Consider the following 15,540-nt stretch of genomic DNA (forward strand, 5'->3'; position numbering starts at 1 on the left):
TTTGATTACATACAAGATAAGCGATTTCCATGCGTAAGTCAAGAACCTACGTTCGTATTCATAAAAGAAAAAAATGAATTATTGACGGTAAAAATAAATCAACATTATGTTTTCATTACTTTATTTGATTGAAAAATAACAGTCTAATAATAAATCATGTTGCAAAATTCAATTTGGTTCATAAAAAACTTTTTAAAAAGAATATTAAAAAGCTAGAACTGAAGAAAACCTGTAAGTGATCAGCCCTAGCTAACTATATAATCATTGACAAATTTCGAGTGGTGCCAGGCACCGGATATTTTATTCAAAGCTGTCTCGGAAAAGGCACTGAAGACTTTCGTTACTTTTCTACCGAGACTTTATCTGAAAAGAACTGGTCAAAAACAACCTTTGCATATGCCTTCACTTCACGGATTCCACTGTCAATCCGAACTCGAACAAATTCTTTTGAAGTTATCTGCGCTTCCTCGTGCAATTCAACTGTTTCAGGGTCCATTTCCCAATATTTAATTACCTTTTTAATCCCTAATTTGATGCTACCGCTTTTTTCACCAAACCAAGGCCCAAAATCCCATCCATGGTCATTAGAAAAAACTGCTGCTTCCTTAGAGCCACCAACAACTTCTTTTGGCAAGCCAAAAAACTCCCCAGATATTTTATCTGGATTTGCTAATTGAACAAGGTCGTCTGAAATTGTTAATATCTTTAGCAATTCATAGGAAATATCCGGTCGATCATCTGTTTCAACTAAGTATCCTTTAAGTTTCTCATCAAGATCCTTGCATAGTTCAAGAATTGTTGCAGCAGAATGAACTACAATTGAAGAATAATCGCTCAAAGTAACCGCTCCTTCTACAATTAATACTTACTAATTGAATCATATCACCCACTTTGGATAGAATCTATAAATAAATCTAATAAATACATTTTTGCATTCGACATAAACCGACATATTTCGGGTGGTGCCAGGCACCCAGAATTATGTAGGGTATGGAAAAAAAGAACTGTATTTTGAAGTGTCGGAATATGCCCGAAATAGCATTATCGATCGATCTATACAGAGAATAGAGAGAATAGGAAGAAAGTTAAGGGAAAACAATAAAGAGTTAATTGATTATATACAAATTGATTCTATTATTCAAAATAAAGTTAAAGAGTATAGTTTTCAACTAAAAAACTTTGGTAATAGATTTGTCACAAAAGTAGAACGTAACTTATCCAAACTACAAGATAGAAGGTTGAGAGCAGAATATAATATAGAGTATGAAAAAATTATGAATGACAAAATACTATTAGAAAATATCGTAATAGAATTAACATTTATTCATGAAAAATTACTTGTAATATCAAGGTTAGCTCAACATGAGTTTAAATCCGGTAGAAGACGTTTAATCAATATCTCAGATATTGATTTTATATATCCCGGCGGAAGATGCCAGTTAGATAAAGATTTAAAGTTCCTAAGTTTATTTGATATTAATAATCTTGTAACAGATATTTGGATAGAGCAAAATTTTAATAGAGAGTTATTTCCTATTTCAACTATGAGTTCAGGTGAATTAAGTTTATTAATTAGATTTCTCGATCTATATGAATATGTTGAGGACGACTCAATTATTTTAATTGATGAACCTGAGACACATTTGCATCCGAAATGGATACGAGAGTATATTGAGAGGATAATCGAAATAATTGGGAAAAAAAGGTGTCATGTTATTATAGCTACACACTCACCGCTAATAGTATCTGATGTTACTAAAGAATGTATAATAGCCTTTAAAAAAGAAGATAACTATATTTCACAAATAGACCTCAAAGAAAGAACTTTAGGCATGAATTATGAAGATGTGTTTTGCAAAATATAAGTTAAGAGTATTGCAATGGCATACCTCGTTGCAACTTTACATGGAGAAGTGGGCATGATAGCCTTGTTAACTTAGCCAAGCCCTTATACGGCTGGCTTCTTGGCTAAATATTCATGCTCACAGAGGCTCCATGTCAAGTTGCAACATTCTAAACTGTTGCTTGCAAAGTTCTAAAGTTTTGCTTTGCAAAACACAGAAGAGTTATTATCAGAGGTATTCGGACTTGAAGATTACAAAGGAACAATGATTAATAATTATATTAAAAAGGTAGAACAGTTACTTCAAAATGAAAGAATAGATGAGGCTTTAGAAATTTATAATCAAATAGGGGATAGTGCTAAGAAATATAATTTATTCAAAAAAATCAAAGATTATATGGGTGAAAAATATGTATAAGGTAGAGTGGACTCAGTCTTTACAAGATTTGATAAAGCCTTATCATGACTTTATTTTAGAGACCTTAGAATTTGTTAATCAAAACCCTAAATTTAGCGTTCAATCTCCTACAGATATCGAAGAATTAACCAATGCTATAAAATCATTGTCTGAAAACGATTCTTCTAAAGAGAACTTTTCCAAAATAGCTTTAAAAACAGATTTACCTAAGCATATATGTAATTTAAAATATGAAAATAGAGACTTACTAAATGAATATAAGAACTTTGTGTCAAACTACTATAATTTTTTAAATAAAGACTGGCATGTTACCAGCTCATATTCCAAAGAAGTTAAAGATGCTTTTAACTATTTTTACGAAAATCTAATTCATGGCAAGACTTTTAATAAAGAATTTTTAAATAGTGATCTAGATGCTATTCATGAGTTTAGAAGAAAGTTAGCTTTAAAGAAGACTTGTCCCTATTGTGATCTACATGAAATGGAGTTTGATAGTGCTTCAGTGGATCATTTTATTCCGAAGTCTAAACATCCTATACTAGCGATTTATCCAAAAAATTTAGTAGTAGCATGTACAGCATGTAACGATCGTATAAAAAAGGAGCATCTGTATTTACCTATAGTACATCCTTATTTTACAAGCCCTAGTGACTATTTTATTTTTGTATATTCACATAAAAACAAGAAAATTACTATTCAATTCAAAACAATGCTTACATTTAAAGATAAACGTAAGTTAGCAAATTTCTTTAGGCTTTTTAATCTGATCTATCGATATAATACTAATAAAAGTGATTTATACGATAATTTAATACAAGAAATTCAAAAGGGGGTCAATAAGCAGTTTAAGAGAATGAGAAATCTATCTAGAGAGTTAATTGAAGAAATAATCTTAGAAGAAATTAAAGATAAAGAAAAAGAAGTTAGGGATCGAAAAGGGATTGAATTTCTAACAAAATTAAAGGCAGATTTGTATACTCAGATAAAAAAAGAAGAATTAAAGTGCTTAGTAGATTACTTTGCAGTTAAGTATGGAATAGAAAATATATATAGTCAACCTCAAATACAATCTTAATTTTTTCTGGAGATGACAGGCACCCAGAATTTTTGACAGAGTCTTTTACCAAATATCATAAAACCAATTGTAACCGCTAGACTAAAGTGGACAGATTCTACTAGATAGAAATTGGACACTTTAGTTTAGCAGTTACAAGATTGGCTCTCTCCTTCGCATTCAACCGCTCTTATAACATCATTTGTTCCTTTTTAAATGAAATAGCTAGGAACCGAAGACAGCCTATTATTGTTCAGTCCTAGCTTTATATAATAGTTGACAAATTTCAACATGAATTGAAATAATTTGAGTGTTGAGATTATAGAGGAGGTTTTACATTTCTAGAAGTTGGCTCTCTAGTCCGCAGAGAGTGGCTCTTTCTTCCGCAATCACTGGCTCAGATCTCTGCACTCATGGCTTAATTCATCTGCAATAATCAATATAACATCTCGGGTATTCTTTCGGTTTTGCTTATAGTTACCTAATTGCTCGCCCAAGGGATACAAATAACTTCGTCGATTAAATACTACTTCCCAACAATCTGCTCCACTCTACTGATCACATCTCTCTCCAACTCTTCCAATGCCTTTTCACTTTCTAGAAGCGAATCCTCTTTCACCCCAAAGTAAAACTTAATTTTCGGTTCTGTTCCAGATGGTCTTAAGCATACCCAAGCACCATCATCAAGTTTATATTTGATTACATTAGATTTTGGTAAAGTGATATCTTCAGTGTCAGTCGTCACAGAATACGTCCTCACACCGCTTAGATAATCTTCGATTAATTGCACCTTTTTACCAGCAATTTCTACTGGAGGGTTATCTCGAAAATTGTTCAAGATAGAGCCAATTTGTTCTACTCCATCTTTTCCTTTCAATGTAAGAGATACCAAGTTCTCACGATAGTAACCATATGTTTCATATAGTTCTATCAATCCTTCGTATAAGGTTTTATCGTTGGACTTATAATAAGCTGCTACTTCAGCTATTAACAAGCATGTTTGGATTGCATCTTTATCACGCACAAAGTCTCCAATAAGATAGCCATAACTCTCTTCATAACCAAACAGAAACCTTCTATCGCCAGTTTCCTCAAAGTTCTTGATCCATTCACTGATGTATTTAAAACCAGTAAGTGTATCGATGGTATCTAATCCATTTGCTGAAGCAATATCTCGGCCCATTTCTGAAGTAACAATTGTCTTTAATACAGTAGCGTTCGAATGTAACGTCCCTTGTTTTTTCTTTTCTTGGATAAGATAATGTAGAAGTAATGCTCCTACCTGATTTCCTGTTAGCACCTGATATTCACCATTATTATTTCTTACCGCTACACCAACGCGATCTGCATCCGGATCGGTTCCAAGTAAAATATCAGCATTAGACTTTTCACCATATTGGATTGCCAGTTCAAATGCAGCATGTTCCTCTGGATTTGGTGAGTGGACAGTCGAGAAATTAGGATCCGGCATTTCTTGTTCCTTGACCACTTCGATATTCTTGAATCCAATAGATTCTAAACCTTTTCTCACCGGGATATTTCCTGTTCCATGAAGAGGTGTATAAACAATACGGAAGTCATCTGCAACATCTTGTATGACCTGTGGATTTACTATAATCGTTTGTAGTTGTTGAAGATAAGCTCTGTCCACAATTTCACCAATTGAGACTAATAAGCCTTCCTTCTTCAAGTCTTCCTCATTTGCAACAGCTACCGATAATTCATCTTTTACTTCATTCACTTTTTCAATAATCTTATCTGCGGCATCTGATGAAAGCTGCGCACCATCTGGACCATACACTTTAAAACCATTGTATTCTTTTGGATTATGACTTGCAGTAATTACTACCCCGCTATAAGCATGTAAATACCTTACTGAAAAGGACAACTGCGGAGTTGCACGCAATGACTCAAACACATAAGTTTGAATACCATGTGCACCTAATGTCTTGGCTGTTTCCAACGCAAATTCCGGGGACATGTGACGTGAATCATAGGCAATGACAACTCCACGGCTTTTTGCTTCCTCACCATTTTCTTCTATGTAACGCGCAAGACCTTCAGCTGTCTTACGGATTGTATAGATGTTCATTCGATTCGTACCTGGACCAAGTTCTCCACGCATTCCACCTGTACCGAATTCAAGGTGTTTATAAAAACAATCTTCTATTTGTTTTTCATCGCTCTCCATCTCATTAAGTTGATTACTTAATTCTAAATCCAACTTTACAAATTCATTCCATTTTTTATAATTTGTTTGCCAAGCCAATCGGGTAACCTCACTTCTATAATTAAACCCCAATCCATGGATTGGGGTTGTTTTGATTTTAGTGTATAAACTAACGTCCACTGGATTATTACATCTTAATCCCTGCTAAACACATCTCTTGTATAAACTTTATCCTTCACAACTTGTAACTCATCTGACATTCGGTTGGCAATAATTACATCTGATAGCTGTTTGAATGTATCAAAATCACTTATTACTTTATGTCCTTCAAATGTATCTTCTGTAAGTGTAGGTTCAAATATAACTAACTCAATTCCTTTATCTTTTAATTGCTCTATAACACCTTGTATAGCTGATTGACGGAAGTTATCGGATCCGGATTTCATAATTAGACGGTAGATACCGACTACTTGAGGGTTCCTCTTGGCAATAGTGTCTGCAATATATTCTTTTCTTGTCTCATTGGAATCAACAATTGCTTGAACAATATTATTTGGAATACCTTCAAAATCAGCAAGTAACTGTTTCGTATCTTTCGGTAAGCAATAGCCACCATAACCAAAAGAAGGATTATTATAATGTGATCCGATTCGTGGATCTAATCCAACTCCTTCAATGATCTGTTGAGTATTCAGCCCGTTCATCTCTGCATATGTATCTAATTCATTAAAGTAAGAAACACGCATAGCCAGGTAAGTATTTGCAAATAATTTAATTGCTTCTGCTTCCGTTGAATCAGTCAATATAACTGGAATATCTTCCTTAATTGCACCTTCAACTAATAGGTTAGCAAACTTTTGTGCCCGTTCGGATTGCTCGCCTACAATGATTCGAGATGGATATAAGTTATCATACAATGCTCGACCTTCTCTTAAAAATTCTGGAGAGAAAATAATGTTGTCTGTATTAAATTTTTCACGGATTGTCTTCGTATATCCTACTGGAACCGTTGATTTAATAACCATGACCGCATTCGGATTCACGTTAATGACATTTTCAATTACTGATTCGACTGAGCTTGTGTCAAAATAGTCTTTTTCAGGATCGTAGTTTGTTGGTGTTGAAATAATTACAAACTCTGCATCCTTCAGAGCTACCACAGAATCCGTAGTTGCTTTTAAATTCAGGTTCTTCGTTTTTAAAAAGTCTTGAATTTCTGAATCAGCTATCGGAGCCTTTTTATTATTGATCATTTCTACTTTTTCTTGAATGATATCTAATGCAATGACTTCATTATGTTGGGCTAGAAGGACTGCGTTGGATAGACCAACGTAACCTGTGCCTGCGACGGTGATTTTCACAAGAAACGCTCCTTATCTAATAATAATTTAGCAAACTGCTTTTACAAGTTTAAGTTTATTTTTTGTTGTAATAATCGACATACCAATCGGCAAACTTCTGTAATCCTTTTTCAATTGAAGTTTCTGGTTTGAAGCCAACGGCTTCCTGCAGTAACTTAGTTGATGCATATGTTGCTGCTACATCTCCTGCTTTCATTGGTTCATATTCCTTATCGAAAGTTACCTCTCTACCTAATGCATTACTTAAGGCTTTTTCCAATGTATTAATAAATACCATTAATTTCTCTGGATTATTGTTTCCAATGTTAAAGACCTTATGTTTTACTCCTTCACCTTCTGGTGGGTTACTTAATAAGCGCACAATTCCTTCTACAATATCATCGATATATGTAAAATCACGGTACAAGTCATTTTCAAAATCACCATTGTTAAATATTTTAATGGATTCACCATTAAAATATTTGTTCGCAAAGCCAAAGTAAGCCATGTCAGGACGTCCCATCGGTCCATAAACAGTGAAAAAACGAAGTCCAGTTGCCGGAATCTTATAAAGATGACTATATGTATGAGCCATTAACTCATTAGATTTCTTCGTTGCTGCATATAATGAAACAGGAGTGTCTACAAAATCCGTTTCTTCAAATGGAACTTTTTTGTTAGCCCCATAAACCGAGCTAGATGAAGCATAAACAAGATGATCTACCGGGTAATGTCTACATGCTTCAAGTATGTTGTGGAAGCCAAGAATGTTGCTTTGTATGTAGACATCTGGGTTTTCAATTGAATATCTTACTCCTGCTTGTGCAGCAAGGTTTACTACTACTTGCGGTTTATATTCTTCAAATAATTGCTTTACTTGTTCTTTATTTGATATATCACCTTTTATAAAAGTGAACTTCTCAAATCGAATTAGTGCGTTTAAACGTGATTCTTTAAGTCTTACATCATAATAGTCATTCATATTATCAATCCCGATTACTTGAAAGCCTTTTTCAAGTAATCTCTTCGAAAGATAGCTTCCTATAAATCCAGCCGCTCCTGTGATAAGATACTTTATATTTTTGTTCAACAAATTTTCAATCACATTATAACCTCCTTTAATTCTTCACTAGTAAGATAAATACTTTTAAAAAATAAAAATTAACTTTTCTAAGTTAGACATAAAATATACGATTAATTGAAAGAAAAATGTCTATTTGTGTGATTTAGGTAATTTCAGCCAATCCCCCATCTTCAATTCAAACTCAGTGGGCCTAATAACTCCCATCCCACTTTGATGATAGAATGTGATTTCTCCAAATATAATGTTTCCATCTATATAGTAGAAATCAACTCTAGCATGAGGGAATTCAGAAGATAAGATTTTGCTTAACTTAATCATTTCATCCAACTTCTCAGGTTTGTTTATTTTTATATCTAATTCCTTTGGATATGTAATTTCTTCATCCATTAAATTCCACTCTAAATCATATAAATTCCTTCTAGTCTTTTTCTTATCATTTATACTTAAATCTACAGTAATAAATTTGGGTTCACCATTAAAGCAAAAGAATCGATAGTCTCTTAATTCTTCATCATTATCTTGCTCAATAAACTTTTCACATATGATCCGAGGTTTAATATCCTTGTAAACCCATTCTCTGTTTCCTAAATAATAATTTGTACTAAGCCATCTATCCATTTCTTTCTTTTTTTCATCCCATTTGACTTCATTCTTATTTTTACATACGAAATTAAAACCAGAACCATGAGTTCCTTTTAGAACAAAAGCCGTCGGTAAGGAGTTTATGTCAATTTCTTCTACAGATTCATACACACCGTATAGATCATTTAAATATTGATTGCCTATCTTTTCACTAATATATTCACGGACTTTATATTTATCAGCACATTTCGTTGCTAGGGGATCTCGCCAGTTAAGTTTTAACCACTGAAGCTTATCATTGTACATCACAGGAGTTTCAAAATTGACCTCTCTACCTAACCTCTTCTTAAAACTTCTATTAATAATAAATTTATCAGAGGCTAGTTTATAATACATATTCCTTACTATATCCCTCAATGATAAAGATTTATTTCTTTGAAAATTCGTCATAAACTCTACTCACCTGCTTTAATGAATTTAATAATTTTCATTTCACAATAAATAAAGGAGAATAATAGCCCTAATAATAAAGTCAAAACAGTACCAACCGCTGGGCCGACTAAACCAATCATTTGAATAAGTATTATACTTAACAATACATTTACAATAGCTATTGCAATATTTAACATTTGCAATACAGCATGCTTACCATTACTGTTATAGAATAGCATATAAAAAACAGTTACATATTTTATCATACTTGCAAACATCAATATATTAAAAATCGTTACCGACTTTAGGTATTCTTGACCATATAAGATTGTTATAATAGGTTTAGACAAAGTAATTGCTACTAGATGCATACCTATACTAGCTATAATAATATATATTCTTTCTTTATAATAAAAAGCTTTAATAGGCTGTGTTTTATTACTAGTAAAGTATGAAGATATACTCGGTGCATAATAGCTGGATATTACATAAGAAAACCCAGCTACTGCATTAAAGAGCTGATATGCAGCATTATAAAGACCTACATCCTCATTAGTCATATAATATTTAACAACAGCTATATCACCAAAATTTAATAAGTATATCCCCGCAAAACCAAACAATTGCCACAATGAGAAATTAAGTAATTCCTTAAACCAAGATTTATCAAACTCGAAGCGACCAATATCTCTTTTATTCATACCCAATATATAAAATAGTACTGACGCATGACTAATGATGTATATAATTATTAGCGTAACTACATCAAATGGAATAAATAAAATTAATAAAATATAAATAACTTTGGCTGTTATTGATAATAAGCTTGAGGTAATTTGTTTTTTCACAGCTAAAAAGTATTGATTTAAATAATTTTCAGCTACACTTACGTATAGCCATACTAATAAAAGAAACCAGATATTTAATCCAATATAGTTATTAATTTGATCTCTAAACAGGAAAATTCCTATGGTAACAATAAATAAACTGATAAAAATAATTATATTGCGAGACCAAAAAGTTTTATTGAGTGTTCCGTATTTTTCCCTTTCTTTACTCCCAAAATATAGTATAGAGGATGAACTCCAATTAAAACCAAACGTTGTCAACAAATTAACCACCAGTAAAGTAACAGAAAAAATACCAAAATCTCCTACAGACAACTCTCTAACAATAATAATATTAGAAACTAAACCTAACACCATTGAGAGTATACGTAGAATCGAAAAAGAAATAAATCTTTTTCTTTGAAATATAAATCTAAAAATCTTGCTCATTTAACTACCGCCCTGGTAATAAGATAAATAAACTTCACACAATAATTGAGTTTAGTTTTTTTGTTAATTTAACTTCTTTCTATAAATAATCATTTGAACCAACACAATTATTACTGTATACAGTATTACACCATAGAACCAATTTTTTAAGAGTAATTGAAAGTAGTTTCTAGTAACTGGTAAAAATACATGCAAAGACGTAACTGCAAAGAAATATCGTAGAGGTTTCTCAGAATATAATATATTTTTATCTAAATAGACTAACGAAGATATAATAAAGCCTATTAAAATCATTACTAACGGTGCAATATAGGGTCCATAATTTAAAACTGACTCTGCAACCATTGAAAATCCAGCACCCCATGATATACCTAAATAATCTTGTGAAAACCAAGAACTAACTACGGAAAATGGGACATCAAGGGAATAAATTACTTCATTTGTTGCCATTCCAAGTATACCTAGAAGATAAGTGTTTGCATACGGCCAGACATCCCATCCATATTTAATAAGAAATGTTACGACATTCATTGATCCCCCCATTTCAAAGATTGTTGAAATCAATGGGGAATTTTCAAAAGCAAAACTTTTTATGAATTCTTCAAATGTGATTGAACCCAACCCAATATTCCTTACAGAAACAATGGCCTCTACTATATATAAGCCCACCAAGGACAAAATTATATATTTTAATAACTTTTTAAAATTTATCTTTTTATAGCATGTATGGCTAAGCCATATGAGGATAACTATTTTATAAACCCAAGTACCACGATCTCCGGCTAATAAGTTTAATAAAAGATAAATTGAAAAAGTAGAATATACAAATATCATTACATTTTTCTTAAATCGACTACCTAGAAGTAAACCAACTAGACTTGGGAAAAACATCATTTCTGCTAAGGCAAAAATATTCGACTTGTTTGCAGCATAATCAGAGTAATACAATTCTTTATAACCCGAAGTCAGCGCTACCTGTAAAGATTCCATAGCATTATATAGTGTAACTGGAATAAATACTGCACCAATAATTACACTTGATATAAACATTGCCTTCAGTGTTGTATCTTTAATATTTCTGAGTGATTCATTATGTACTTTATAAGTTCTTGGTTTATAACAGATAACAGCTCCAAAATGAAACAGTAATCCACATATTAACGTTATAACTTGACCATTTAATATATCTGCATTAGTAGGTACTCCAAATTTTCCATAAAATTGAACTTCCCCTATTTCTGTAGGTATATGTATTCCTAATGCCCACATAATAGGTTGACCAAAATTAAAGAAAAAATAGAACATCATAAATATTGTATAAAGTGAAAAAAACACTCCTGTTAACTTATACCAAGTGAATAATATATACATACCTAAGAAAATTCCTAACCAACTGAATAGAAATATAATAGTTTCAGAAATATAAACTGAACTATATAAGGGGAATTTAAATAAATATATTGAATATGTTAATATAACTATAGTTAATGTAACAAACGCTACTTCAAAAGTATTATTTACTTTATTAGGATTAAGATAGTTTTTCTTCATAATCGCCTCGCCAAATCTTTTGTATATATTCTAGCCATTTATTACTTATAACTTCCGAAGATAATATCTCTCTTATTTCTCGACTATTTAAGGATAATTCATTTGCGAGTTTTTTATCAGAGATCACTTTTTTCATTGCTTCATAAAACTCTTCTGTGTTTCCAACTTCGGTTAGCATTCCATTTTGTTCGTGTCGAATAAACATCCTTGCTCCACCTATCGGTGAGTCAGTAGAAACAACTGGGATACCTATAGCTAATGCTTCGAGCATTGAATTTGATATACCTTCATAGTTTGAAGAGATTACAAACAGACTAGACTTCACCATTTCTTCATGTATATTATTAGAAAATCCAGGTAATATAACGTCCTTTGTTAAACCCAACTCATTAATATTTTTCTGTATTTGTTTATGCAATTCACCTATCCCAAATATCTTTAACTTATAGTCTGGAAATTCCTTCTTTAATTTGGCAAAGGCATTTAAAAGCATAGGTATATTTTTTTGTTTGACAAGTCTGCATGCTGTTATTATAGTTTTTTCAGTATTTTCATTATTCCAGCGAGGCAAGCCTTCTTTTATTGGGTTTGGTATGATAACTCCTTTTTTCTGAATGTTTAATGGGAAATACTTCATTGCATCTGGTGTCTGAAAAACATAGCCATCGCAAAAAACATATAGAAAATCTCTTAGCTTCCTAATATACTTATTTTCAGGGTTTTGATAAGGATCATTTCTCTCTGAAACAATTAATTTTGTATTATTAAATAGATTAGCAATAATTGTATATATATTAATAATAGCTACAAATGAAATTAAAATATTAGGTCTTCTTTTCTTAATGATTTTTCTCATCTGATAAATTATTTGAATGAAGCGGGATAATTTATTATTTGGACCAATTGATAAGGGGTGTATATGAATTCTATCATCATTAATATAATCATTTTTACTTCCATAGATAGTAATAATATCAACCTCATACCCCATTCTTATAAAACTATTTGCTAGGACGGAAATAACTCTTTCTGCACCTCCATTACTCAATACACCAATTACAAACATAATCCTTTTCATAATACACCTCAAAACTATCCATCTTTAATATGTAAAAAATTAATATATTCCTATTTTCTATTCTTTTTAAACCTATCTATTAATCTCACAGGGATTAATCCTAAAATTAGTGGTTTAAAAATATATGGGACGCCCCTAATTGGAAAACCTAATTTTTTAAAACCTTTATATCTAATAATAGCTTCATTTACCCTATATTTATATTTTGTTTTTTTCTTCTTAATGACTGGATTAATATAATATCTAAACAATGGCTCCTGGATATTATACCCCTTTAGTCCACTAGCATATAACCTCATAAAAAGATCGTAATCTTGGGATTTAATAGTTTCTCTAGCAACCCGGTAACCGTCGACTCGTTTTAAAGCGTCTAACCGAAACATTGTTGCAGGATGAATAAAACGACTTTGCCATAATAGGTCCTGTTTAGTTGGTTCTTCAATTAACCTTACTTTGGATTTGTACAAGTTAACTCCATCAAAAATATCAGTCTTACATGATACAAATGCATAATCAGGGTTAGTATCTAAAAAATTCACCTGCTTTTCAAACCTATTAGCGTAACTTATATCATCGTCGTCCATTCGCGCTATGTATTCTCCAGTACAATATTCAATACAATGGTTCAATGTTGCCGCTAAACCTAAATTATCATTATTTTTTATAGGAACTATCCTACTATCCCTTTTGCTCCATTCTAATAACCTTTCATAAGTATGGTCTGTCGAGCCATCATCACATATTATAAATTCCCAATCTGAGAAAGTTTGATTGATTATAGATTCAATTGATTCATCTAATCTAGATGCAGCATTCATAACCCCCATTATTACCGAAACTCTTGGCATTTCATACACCGTCCTATATTTTTTCATAGACACTTTTAATTAAATCTACTGCCATACTTCTATCATATCTTTTAGCAAATTCAATATTATTTTCACTTAAATTACTCAACAATTCTTTATTGTTTTTTAATGTTATTATAGCCTCTGAAAAACCTATTACATCATTGGGATTAAACTTAAAGCTAGTTATATTATGAATCGAATAATCATTAATTCCATGAACATTCGAAGTTATTAAAGCAAGTCCAGATGCCATTGCCTCTATCCCAGCCAGTCCTAACCCCTCCCTTTTAGAGGGAAACGCAAATAAATCTGCTATTTTTAAGATTCTTGGTATATCTGATCGAAAACCTAAAAATTTCACTCTTTCTCTTAGTCCTAAGGAATTCGCTAATCTTTTTAATTGTCCAGAAATATTCCCTTCCCCACATATTAGATAGTAAATTTCCTCATCCTTTGCTTGTTCAATTGCTTTTATTATTACTTCATGGTTTTTGTTACTATTAAGCTCTCCCACAGAAATAACAACAAATGCATTTTGTGGAATGCCAAGTTCAAGTCTTAGTTTATCTTTATCTATTTCGTTCTTACTATATTTGGAAATATTAATACCGACACCCGGTGAATAATGCACACTTCCATTGTTACGTAACTTGAATTTCTTAGCTCTATTATAATCCTCTTTGTTTATTGTAATTAATTCATCTGTTAATAAAGCAAATATTGCTTCTGCAGGATAGTATAGTAACCAGTTTTTTAAAGGAGCTCCACTGAAAAAGTGAAAACCATGAGCCATATATATAACCTTATTAATACCAGCTTTCTTAGCCGCTAACCTTCCTAATATACCCCCTACAGGAGTATTACAATGCACTATATAATATTTTTCTTTTCTTATTAATTCTAATAGTTGCTTATAAGCATGAAAATTCTTTGGATGAAATGGATTTCTATTAAAATCAATATGATGTAGTTTTATTCCATATTTTTCTTCTTCGGTCTTCATAATCTGTGAAGTTGATTTACTCCAATTTGCTGCTAAATGAAATTCAAACCCTAACTCTTTAGCAGCCATAATACTAGAAATGGAAAAATTACTTACCAACTTACCACTAATATTACTAATAAATAGTATTTTTTTCACAACTATACACACCGTTTCTTTATTAAAAGGATTTCTTCAAAATAGTTTATAAAACTTATAATTTAACCTATTTTTTTGTAGGATTATTTCGTGAAGTGTTTTCTCCTGTATTAGTATACAATCCCTCTTTTGAAAAAACTGTTAATATTGTTTTACATACAATTTTAAAATCTAACAACAAAGATAGATTATTGGCATACCAAGCATCTTTAAGTCGCTTTTCTCTATTAGATAGACCGTTTCTAAAGTATGCTTGTGTATAACCTGTAATTCCGGGTCTTACTTTCATTTTATCTATTTCATCATCTTTATAAGTATCCAATACACTCGACAAACTGGCCCTTGGACCTATCAGACTCATATCACCTTTAAGAACATTTATTATTTGAGGAATTTCATCAATACTAGATTCTCTCATGAATTTACCTATTTTAGTTACCCTTGGATCATCCTCAGAATTATAAGTACTTCCATCTATATTAAATAAAGTTGGGGCATCTACTTTCATAGAGCGAAATTTATACATCTTAAATATCCTACTATTTTTCCCAATTCTTTCTGCTTTATAAAATACAGGACCTCTGTCTTCTAATTTAATAAGTAGGCCGAAAATAATATAAAATACTATGAAAATAGGTAATGCAATTACACTAGCAAAGATGTCAATTATACGTTTGAAAAACTTACTATACATGGCTTCACCTCTGTTAGTTTTTAAT

At 31.6% G+C, this 15,540-nt stretch carries 14 protein-coding genes; 3 read left to right on the forward strand and 11 right to left on the reverse strand.

The genetic code is table 11. The features are described 5' to 3' along the window. Nucleotides 1–340: 340 nt before the first annotated feature. The gene (locus M3210_RS16130; RefSeq protein ID WP_251516484.1) at nucleotides 341–838 is read right to left on the reverse strand and encodes a hypothetical protein; all 498 of its coding nucleotides are present in this window, start codon (nucleotides 836–838) and stop codon (nucleotides 341–343) included. A 124-nt stretch (nucleotides 839–962) separates the two neighbouring features. On the opposite strand from M3210_RS16130, the gene M3210_RS16135 reads away from it, so the two are divergent. From M3210_RS16135 to M3210_RS16145, 3 genes are all read left to right on the forward strand, one after another. Then, nucleotides 963–1,865: an AAA family ATPase gene (locus M3210_RS16135; RefSeq protein WP_251516487.1), complete on the forward strand. Its 903-nt coding sequence runs from the start codon at nucleotides 963–965 to the stop codon at nucleotides 1,863–1,865. Nucleotides 1,866–2,048: 183 nt separating this feature from the next. Continuing rightward, nucleotides 2,049–2,261: a hypothetical protein gene (locus M3210_RS16140; RefSeq protein ID WP_251516490.1), complete on the forward strand. Its 213-nt coding sequence runs from the start codon at nucleotides 2,049–2,051 to the stop codon at nucleotides 2,259–2,261. Continuing rightward, entirely contained in the window at nucleotides 2,254–3,336 is a 1,083-nt protein-coding gene (locus M3210_RS16145) for an HNH endonuclease (RefSeq protein WP_251516493.1), read from the forward strand. The genes M3210_RS16140 and M3210_RS16145 overlap by 8 nt, the downstream gene beginning before the upstream one ends. A gap of 505 nt (nucleotides 3,337–3,841) precedes the next feature. Here the strand turns inward: M3210_RS16145 and M3210_RS16150 are convergent. From M3210_RS16150 to M3210_RS16195, 10 genes are all read right to left on the reverse strand, one after another. After that, the gene (locus M3210_RS16150) at nucleotides 3,842–5,584 is read right to left on the reverse strand and encodes a phospho-sugar mutase (RefSeq protein WP_251516496.1); all 1,743 of its coding nucleotides are present in this window, start codon (nucleotides 5,582–5,584) and stop codon (nucleotides 3,842–3,844) included. A 95-nt stretch (nucleotides 5,585–5,679) separates the two neighbouring features. Then, the gene (locus M3210_RS16155; RefSeq protein WP_251516512.1) at nucleotides 5,680–6,846 is read right to left on the reverse strand and encodes a nucleotide sugar dehydrogenase; all 1,167 of its coding nucleotides are present in this window, start codon (nucleotides 6,844–6,846) and stop codon (nucleotides 5,680–5,682) included. A 55-nt stretch (nucleotides 6,847–6,901) separates the two neighbouring features. Beyond that, on the reverse strand, nucleotides 6,902–7,930 hold the full coding sequence (locus M3210_RS16160) for an SDR family NAD(P)-dependent oxidoreductase (RefSeq protein WP_251516515.1): 1,029 nt from the start codon (nucleotides 7,928–7,930) through the stop codon (nucleotides 6,902–6,904). A gap of 108 nt (nucleotides 7,931–8,038) precedes the next feature. After that, nucleotides 8,039–8,941 carry an ATP-grasp fold amidoligase family protein gene (locus M3210_RS16165; RefSeq protein WP_251516518.1) on the reverse strand — a complete coding sequence of 301 codons (903 nt, stop codon included), beginning with the start codon at nucleotides 8,939–8,941 and terminating at the stop codon, nucleotides 8,039–8,041. Between the two features lie 5 nt (nucleotides 8,942–8,946). Continuing rightward, nucleotides 8,947–10,200, reverse strand: a complete 1,254-nt coding sequence (locus M3210_RS16170) for an oligosaccharide flippase family protein (RefSeq protein WP_251516521.1) — start codon at nucleotides 10,198–10,200, stop codon at nucleotides 8,947–8,949. 63 nt (nucleotides 10,201–10,263) lie between these two features. Next, nucleotides 10,264–11,751 carry an O-antigen polysaccharide polymerase Wzy gene (gene wzy, locus M3210_RS16175; protein ID WP_251516524.1) on the reverse strand — a complete coding sequence of 496 codons (1,488 nt, stop codon included), beginning with the start codon at nucleotides 11,749–11,751 and terminating at the stop codon, nucleotides 10,264–10,266. Further along, nucleotides 11,732–12,829, reverse strand: a complete 1,098-nt coding sequence (locus tag M3210_RS16180; protein ID WP_251516526.1) for a glycosyltransferase — start codon at nucleotides 12,827–12,829, stop codon at nucleotides 11,732–11,734. Before M3210_RS16180 ends, wzy begins: the two co-directional genes overlap by 20 nt. Before the next feature lie 50 nt (nucleotides 12,830–12,879). After that, nucleotides 12,880–13,677, reverse strand: coding sequence for a glycosyltransferase family 2 protein (locus M3210_RS16185; protein ID WP_251516529.1), 798 nt, complete (start codon nucleotides 13,675–13,677; stop codon nucleotides 12,880–12,882). 13 nt (nucleotides 13,678–13,690) lie between these two features. Further along, nucleotides 13,691–14,821 carry a glycosyltransferase family 4 protein gene (locus M3210_RS16190; protein WP_251516532.1) on the reverse strand — a complete coding sequence of 377 codons (1,131 nt, stop codon included), beginning with the start codon at nucleotides 14,819–14,821 and terminating at the stop codon, nucleotides 13,691–13,693. 67 nt (nucleotides 14,822–14,888) lie between these two features. Next, nucleotides 14,889–15,515, reverse strand: a complete 627-nt coding sequence (locus M3210_RS16195; RefSeq protein ID WP_251516537.1) for a sugar transferase — start codon at nucleotides 15,513–15,515, stop codon at nucleotides 14,889–14,891. Nucleotides 15,516–15,540: the final 25 nt, after the last annotated feature.

It is taken from the genome of Oceanobacillus luteolus, from assembly GCF_023715655.1.
In the GTDB taxonomy this organism is placed as follows: Bacteria; Bacillota; Bacilli; order Bacillales; family Amphibacillaceae; genus Oceanobacillus; species Oceanobacillus luteolus.

Coding starts and splice junctions, on each gene's coding strand:
- M3210_RS16145 (WP_251516493.1), top strand. CDS start 2,254: ATGTATAAGGTAGAGTGGACTCAGTCTTTACAAGATTTGATAAAGCCT.
- M3210_RS16165 (WP_251516518.1), bottom strand. CDS start 8,941: ATGACGAATTTTCAAAGAAATAAATCTTTATCATTGAGGGATATAGTA.
- M3210_RS16170 (WP_251516521.1), bottom strand. CDS start 10,200: ATGAGCAAGATTTTTAGATTTATATTTCAAAGAAAAAGATTTATTTCT.
- wzy (WP_251516524.1), bottom strand. CDS start 11,751: ATGAAGAAAAACTATCTTAATCCTAATAAAGTAAATAATACTTTTGAA.
- M3210_RS16180 (WP_251516526.1), bottom strand. CDS start 12,829: ATGAAAAGGATTATGTTTGTAATTGGTGTATTGAGTAATGGAGGTGCA.
- M3210_RS16185 (WP_251516529.1), bottom strand. CDS start 13,677: ATGCCAAGAGTTTCGGTAATAATGGGGGTTATGAATGCTGCATCTAGA.
- M3210_RS16195 (WP_251516537.1), bottom strand. CDS start 15,515: ATGTATAGTAAGTTTTTCAAACGTATAATTGACATCTTTGCTAGTGTA.